The 7,128-nt window shown below is 60.4% G+C and carries 5 protein-coding genes; all 5 read left to right on the top strand.

Going from position 1 to position 7,128, the window contains the following annotated elements; all coding sequences use genetic code 11:
- Window positions 1-91: hypothetical protein (locus EJA70_RS31160; protein ID WP_256677715.1), on the top strand; the 91-nt coding region annotated here is incomplete at its 5' end.
- A gap of 95 nt (window positions 92-186) precedes the next feature.
- Entirely contained in the window at window positions 187-1,314 is a 1,128-nt protein-coding gene (gene prpC / locus EJA70_RS21590) for a 2-methylcitrate synthase (protein WP_158833376.1), read from the top strand.
- A gap of 207 nt (window positions 1,315-1,521) precedes the next feature.
- Window positions 1,522-4,116: a Fe/S-dependent 2-methylisocitrate dehydratase AcnD gene (gene acnD / locus EJA70_RS21585; protein ID WP_158833374.1), complete on the top strand. Its 2,595-nt coding sequence runs from the start codon at window positions 1,522-1,524 to the stop codon at window positions 4,114-4,116.
- 54 nt (window positions 4,117-4,170) lie between these two features.
- Window positions 4,171-5,361, top strand: a complete 1,191-nt coding sequence (prpF, locus tag EJA70_RS21580; RefSeq protein WP_158833372.1) for a 2-methylaconitate cis-trans isomerase PrpF — start codon at window positions 4,171-4,173, stop codon at window positions 5,359-5,361.
- 194 nt (window positions 5,362-5,555) lie between these two features.
- Window positions 5,556-7,040, top strand: coding sequence for a 2-methylcitrate dehydratase (gene prpD, locus EJA70_RS21575; RefSeq protein WP_158833370.1), 1,485 nt, complete (start codon window positions 5,556-5,558; stop codon window positions 7,038-7,040).
- Window positions 7,041-7,128 lie beyond the last annotated feature (88 nt).

Below are 7,128 nucleotides of genomic sequence, written 5' to 3'. Positions count from 1 at the left end.
CACCATGCAGACTCGCATGGAGCTTTACGATCGTATTGATTACCACACGTTCGAGCAGAAGCTCGATGCGTTGTTTGCTGCGAAAAAATGAAGATCAAAAGATCGCAGCCTGCGGCAGCTCCTACAGTGCAAGGGGCTGCGATCTTTTCGCCACACTCCCTAACAAATTCAAGATTGGAGATAGAAATGGCCGAAGCAAAAGTACTCAGTGGCGCCGGGCTCCGTGGCCAGGTTGCCGGGCAAACCGCACTGTCCACCGTGGGCCAGGCCGGTGCCGGGCTGACCTATCGCGGTTACGACGTGCGCGAACTGGCAGCCGATGCGCAATTTGAAGAAGTCGCCTACCTGCTGCTTTACGGCGAACTGCCAACGAAGGCGCAACTCGACGAATACCAAGGCAAACTGAGCAAGCTGCGCGACCTGCCGCAAGCGCTGAAAGAAGTGCTCGAACGCATCCCCGCCGACGCCCACCCGATGGACGTGATGCGCACCGGTTGCTCGTTCCTTGGCAATATCGAACCGGAGAAAGACTTCTCCGAACAGCGCGACAAGACCGACCGATTGCTCGCCGCATTCCCGGCGATCATGTGCTACTGGTATCGCTTCAGCCATGACGGCAAACGCATCAATTGCGTCAGCGACGAACCAACCCTCGGCGGCCATTTCCTGCACCTGCTGCACGACAAAAAGCCGAGCGAACTGCACGTCAAAGTGATGAACGTTTCGCTGATCCTTTACGCCGAGCACGAATTCAACGCTTCGACCTTCACCGCCCGCGTTTGCGCCTCGACCCTGTCTGATCTGTATTCCTGCGTCACCGCCGCCATCGGTTCGCTGCGCGGCCCGTTGCATGGCGGCGCCAATGAAGCGGCGATGGAAATGATCGAGCGCTTCTCTTCGCCGGAAGAGGCGATCAAAGGCACCCTCGGCATGCTTGAGCGCAAAGACAAGATCATGGGCTTCGGCCACGCGATCTATAAGGACAGCGACCCGCGCAACGAAGTGATCAAAGGCTGGGCGAAACAGCTGGCTGATGAAGTCGGTGACAAGGTGTTGTTCCCGGTCTCGGAAGCCATCGACAAGACCATGTGGGAGCAGAAAAAACTCTTCCCCAACGCCGATTTCTACCATGCCTCGGCGTATCACTTCATGGGCATTCCGACCAAGCTGTTCACGCCGATTTTCGTCTGCTCCCGCCTCACCGGCTGGGCCGCGCACGTGTTCGAACAGCGCGCCAACAACCGCATCATCCGCCCAAGCGCCGAATACATCGGCGTCGAACAGCGCAAGTTCGTGCCAATCGAACGTCGCTGAAATGGTGAGGGCCGAATACTGATCTCGAAGCTCACCTAAATCCCTGTGGGAGCTGGCTTGCCAGCGATGACGGCGTCACATCCAACAATGATGCTGACTGACCCACCGCTATCGCTGGCAAGCCAGCTCCCACAGGGTTCAGTGTGAATTTCGAAGTCGGTGCCAGGCATCACCCTTTGCAACCACCGTGACCCGAGTCCTGACCCGATGAACACAGCATTCCGCAAAACCCTGCCCGGCAGCCCTCTGGATTATTTCGATGCCCGCGCGGCTGTCGAAGCGATTCAGCCCGGCAGTTACGACACCCTGCCGTACACCTCCCGCGTGCTGGCGGAAAACCTGGTGCGTCGCTGCGACCCGGCCACGCTCACCGATTCGCTCAAGCAACTGATCGAACGCAAACGCGACCTCGATTTCCCGTGGTTCCCGGCGCGCGTGGTCTGCCACGACATCCTCGGCCAGACCGCACTGGTCGACCTCGCTGGCCTGCGCGATGCGATCGCCTTGCAGGGCGGCGACCCGGCGCAGGTCAACCCGGTGGTACCGACGCAACTGATCGTTGACCACTCGCTGGCCGTCGAGGCCGGTGGTTTCGATGCCCAGGCGTTCGAGAAAAACCGCGGCATCGAAGACCGTCGCAACGAAGACCGTTTCCACTTCATCAACTGGACCAAAAAGGCCTTCAAGAACGTTGATGTGATCCCGCCGGGCAACGGCATCATGCACCAGATCAACCTGGAGAAAATGTCTCCGGTGATTCAGGTGCGTGAAGGCGTCGCGTTCCCCGACACCTGCGTCGGCACCGACAGCCACACCCCGCACGTCGATGCCTTGGGCGTGATCGCCATCGGCGTTGGCGGCCTCGAAGCCGAGAGCGTGATGCTCGGTCGCGCGTCGTGGATGCGTCTGCCGGAAAGCGTCGGCGTCGAACTGACCGGCAAGTTGCAACCGGGCATCACCGCCACCGACATGGTGCTGGCGCTGACCGAATACCTGCGCAAACAAAAGGTCGTTGGCGCATGGCTGGAGTTCTTCGGCGAAGGCGCCGCTGCGCTGACCCTCGGCGACCGCGCGACCATCTCCAACATGGCCCCGGAATACGGCGCTACGGCGGCGATGTTCTACATCGACCAGCAGACCATCGATTACCTGAAACTCACCGGTCGTGAAGATCAGCAAGTGCAGCTCGTCGAGCAGTACGCCAAGCTCACCGGCCTCTGGGCAGACAGCCTGAAAGGCGCGCAATACGAGCGTGGCCTGACTTTCGACTTGTCTTCGGTGGTGCGCAACATGGCCGGCCCGAGCAACCCGCACGCTCGCGTTGCGACCTCGGATCTGGCGGCCAAAGGCATCTCCGGTCAGTGGGAAGAAGTCCCCGGGCAAATGCCTGACGGCGCGGTGATCATCGCCGCCATCACCAGTTGCACCAACACCAGCAACCCGCGCAATGTCATCGCCGCTGGCCTGATCGCGCGCAACGCCAACAAGCTCGGCCTGACCCGCAAACCGTGGGTGAAATCCTCGCTGGCGCCGGGTTCGAAAACTGTCGCGCTGTACCTCGACGAAGCGGGGCTGACCACGGAGCTGGAGCAGCTCGGTTTCGGCGTCGTCGCCTTCGCCTGCACCACGTGCAACGGCATGTCCGGCGCGCTGGATCCGGTGATCCAGCAAGAGATCATCGACCGTGATCTGTACGCCACCGCCGTGCTCTCGGGCAACCGCAACTTCGACGGCCGCATCCATCCGTACGCCAAGCAAGCGTTCCTCGCGTCGCCGCCGCTGGTGGTCGCTTACGCCATCGCCGGGACCATCCGTTTCGATATCGAGAAGGATGTCTTGGGCGTGGTCGACGGCAAGGAAATCCGCCTGAAAGACATCTGGCCGAGCGACGAAGAAATCGACGCCGTGGTGAAATCTTCGGTCAAGCCTGAGCAGTTCCGTCAGGTCTATATTCCGATGTTCGCCGTCCACGAAGACACCGGCCCGAAAGTCACGCCGCTGTACGACTGGCGCGAGATGAGCACCTACATCCGCCGTCCGCCGTATTGGGAAGGCGCACTGGCCGGTGCCCGTCCGCTGAAGGGCATGCGCCCGCTGGCGGTGCTGCCCGACAACATCACCACCGATCACCTGTCGCCATCCAACGCGATCATGCTCGACAGCGCCGCCGGCGAATACCTGGCGAAAATGGGCTTGCCGGAAGAGGACTTCAACTCGTACGCAACACACCGTGGCGACCACTTGACCGCGCAGCGCGCAACCTTCGCCAACCCGAAACTGTTCAACGAAATGGTTGTGGAAAATGGCAAGGTCAAACAGGGTTCGCTGGCGCGGGTCGAGCCGGAAGGCAAGGTCATGCGCATGTGGGAAGCCATCGAAACCTACATGGAACGCAAACAGCCGCTGATCATCATTGCCGGCGCCGATTATGGTCAGGGTTCGTCCCGCGACTGGGCGGCGAAAGGCGTGCGTCTTGCCGGCGTCGAAGCGATTGCCGCTGAAGGTTTCGAGCGCATTCACCGCACCAACCTGGTGGGCATGGGCGTGTTGCCCCTGGAGTTCAAAGCGGGCACCGACCGTCATACGCTGGCCATCGACGGCAGCGAAACCTACGACGTGATCGGCGAGCGCAAGCCGCGCGCGGATCTGACGCTGGTGATCCATCGCAAGAACGGCGAGCGCGTTGATGTGCCGGTGACTTGCCGTCTGGATACCGCTGAAGAAGTGTCGATCTACGAGGCCGGCGGCGTGTTGCAACGCTTCGCTCAGGACTTCCTTGAAGAGTCGGCGGTTGCCGTTTAAATCAACTGATGTGGGCATGGGGTTTCAGGCCCCATGCCTTCGGTAAGGAGCAATATGGCTCACGCACCACAGATCAAAATCCCCGCTACCTACATGCGCGGTGGCACCAGCAAAGGCGTGTTTTTCAGCCTCAAGGATTTGCCCGAAGCGGCGCAGATTCCCGGCCCGGTTCGCGACGCTCTGTTGCTGCGCATCATCGGCAGCCCCGACCCCTACGACAAGCAAATCGACGGCATGGGCGGCGCCACTTCAAGCACCAGCAAAACCGTGATCCTGTCGAAAAGCACCAAAGCCGATCACGACGTCGATTACCTGTTCGGACAGGTCTCCATCGACAAGCCGTTCGTCGACTGGAGCGGCAACTGCGGCAACCTCTCGGCAGCGGTCGGTTCGTTCGCCATCAGCAACGGCCTGGTCGATGCCAGCCGCATTCCGCACAACGGTGTTGCGGTGGTGCGCGTGTGGCAGGCCAACATTGGCAAAACCATTATTGCCCACGTGCCGATCACCAACGGCGAAGTGCAGGAAACCGGTGATTTCGAACTCGACGGCGTGACCTTTCCGGCCGCTGAAGTGCAGGTTGAATTCATGGATCCGGCGGCGGAAGAAGAGGGCGGCGGTGGCTCGATGTTCCCCACCGGTAACCTGGTCGATGAGCTGGAAGTGCCGGGTGTCGGCACGTTCAAAGCGACGATGATCAACGCCGGCATCCCGACGATTTTCGTCAACGCCGAAGACATTGGCTACACCGGCACCGAGTTGCAAGGCGCGATCAACAGCGATCCGAAAGCATTGCAGATGTTCGAGACCATTCGTGCTTACGGCGCGCTGCGCATGGGCCTGATTGCCAATCTGGATGAAGCGGCGAAACGGCAACACACGCCGAAAGTCGCGTTCGTTGCCAAGCCTGCGGATTACGTGGCGTCCAGTGGTAAGGCGATTGGCGCCGGGGATGTGGATTTGCTGGTGCGTGCGTTGTCGATGGGCAAATTGCACCACGCGATGATGGGCACGGCGGCGGTGGCGATTGGTACGGCGGCGGCTATTTCCGGCACCTTGGTGAACCTTGCGGCGGGCGGCGTTGAACGCAATGCCGTGCGCTTCGGGCATCCGTCCGGGACGTTGCGGGTTGGTGCTGAAGCCAGTCTGGAAAACGGCGAGTGGATCGTCAAAAAAGCCATCATGAGCCGCAGTGCGCGGGTGCTGATGGAAGGTTACGTACGCGTCCCCGGCGATTCATTCTGATCAATCATTCACCCCCTGTAGGAGTTGCCGAAGGCTGCGATCTTTTGATCTTTGTTTTTAAGATCAAGATCAAAAGATCGTCCGATCGCGGCCCGAGCCTTCGGCAGCTCCTACAGGGATTGCATTTCAATTATAAAAATCTGCCCGCCTGAACCGAGGTCCCATCAACGAACCACTTCAAGAGTGAATCGAACATGAGCGCCAACGTCGACCTGAACAACCGCCCCGACTACGACCGTGTCCTGCAGGACATCGCCGACTACGTCCTCACCTTCAAAGCCGAATCCACCGAAGCCCTCGACAGCGCCCGCAACTGTCTCATGGACACGTTAGGCTGCGGCCTGCTGGCGCTGCGGTTCCCCGAATGCACCAAACACCTCGGCCCGATCGTCGAAGGCACCGTCGTGCCGTTTGGCGCGCGCGTCCCCGGCACTTCCTATCGTCTCGACCCGGTCAAGGCCGCGTGGGACATCGGCTGCATCGTCCGCTGGCTCGACTACAACGACACCTGGCTCGCCGCCGAATGGGGGCATCCATCCGACAACCTCGGCGCGATTCTCGCGGTGGCCGATCATCTCTCACAGAAGCGCGTGGCCAACGCTGAAGCGCCGCTGACGATCCGCGATGTGCTCGAAGCGATGATCATGGCCCACGAGATTCAAGGCGTGATCGCCCTGGAAAACTCCTTCAACCGCGTAGGACTCGATCACGTCATCCTGGTGAAAGTCGCCTCCACTGCCGTCACCGCGAAACTGATGGGCGCCAATCGCGAGCAACTGTTATCAGCCTTGTCCCATGCGTTCGCCGATGGGCAGGCGCTGCGCACCTATCGCCATGCCCCGAATGCCGGGTCGCGCAAATCCTGGGCGGCGGGGGATGCGTCCAGTCGTGGCGTGCGCCTCGCCGATATCGCGCTGCGCGGCGAAATGGGCATTCCCGGGGTTCTGACTGCAAAGCAGTGGGGCTTTTATGACGTGCTGTTCAGCCACACCAACAGCGATCTGAGTTTGAAGCCCGAGGACAAACGCGCCTTCAGTTTCTCGCGACCCTTCGGCAGTTATGTGATGGAAAACGTCCTGTTCAAGATCAGCTTCCCCGCCGAATTCCATGCGCAAACCGCCTGCGAAGCTGCGGTGACCTTGCACCCTCAAGTGCGCAATCGTCTGCATGAAATCGACCGGATCGTCATCACCACCCACGAATCGGCGATTCGCATCATTTCCAAAGTCGGGCCGCTGGCCAATGCCGCCGACCGTGACCACTGCATCCAGTACATGACCGCCGTGCCGCTGGCGTTCGGCAATCTGGTCGCCGAGCAATACGAAGACGATTTCCACAAGGCGCACCCGATCATCGATGTGCTGCGCGAGAAAATGGTCATCGTCGAAGAACCGCGTTTCACCCGCGAATACCTGGAGCCCGACAAGCGCTCGATTGCCAACGCCGTGCAGGTGTTTTTCAAGGATGGCAGCAGCAGCGAAAACGTCGTGGTGGAATACCCGATCGGCCACCGTCGCCGCCGTGCCGAGGGCATTCCGTTGCTGGAGGACAAGTTCAAAGCCAATCTGGCCACGCGTTTCACCGGCCAGCGCAGCGGCGAGATTTTCGCGTTGTGCAAAGATCAAACCCGGCTGGAGTCCACCCCGGTCAACCGCTTCGTCGACCTGTTCGTCCTCTGAAGTTACAACCACGGCCCATGTAGGAGCTGCCGCAGGCTGCGATCTTTTGATCTTGTTTTTTACAATCCAGATCAAAAGATCGCAGCCT

Origin of the sequence: Pseudomonas sp. PB103, assembly GCF_009764635.1 — a bacterium.
Taxonomy (GTDB): domain Bacteria; phylum Pseudomonadota; class Gammaproteobacteria; order Pseudomonadales; family Pseudomonadaceae; genus Aquipseudomonas.
Note: the sequence above shows the minus strand (reverse complement) of the source record. Positions and strands in the feature narration are given on the sequence as shown.

Bases quoted from the DNA above. Each gene is read 5' to 3' on its own strand.
- prpC (WP_158833376.1), top strand. From the start codon at position 187: ATGGCCGAAGCAAAAGTACTCAGTGGCGCCGGGCTCCGTGGCCAGGTT.
- prpD (WP_158833370.1), top strand. From the start codon at position 5,556: ATGAGCGCCAACGTCGACCTGAACAACCGCCCCGACTACGACCGTGTC.
- acnD (WP_158833374.1), top strand. From the start codon at position 1,522: ATGAACACAGCATTCCGCAAAACCCTGCCCGGCAGCCCTCTGGATTAT.
- prpF (WP_158833372.1), top strand. From the start codon at position 4,171: ATGGCTCACGCACCACAGATCAAAATCCCCGCTACCTACATGCGCGGT.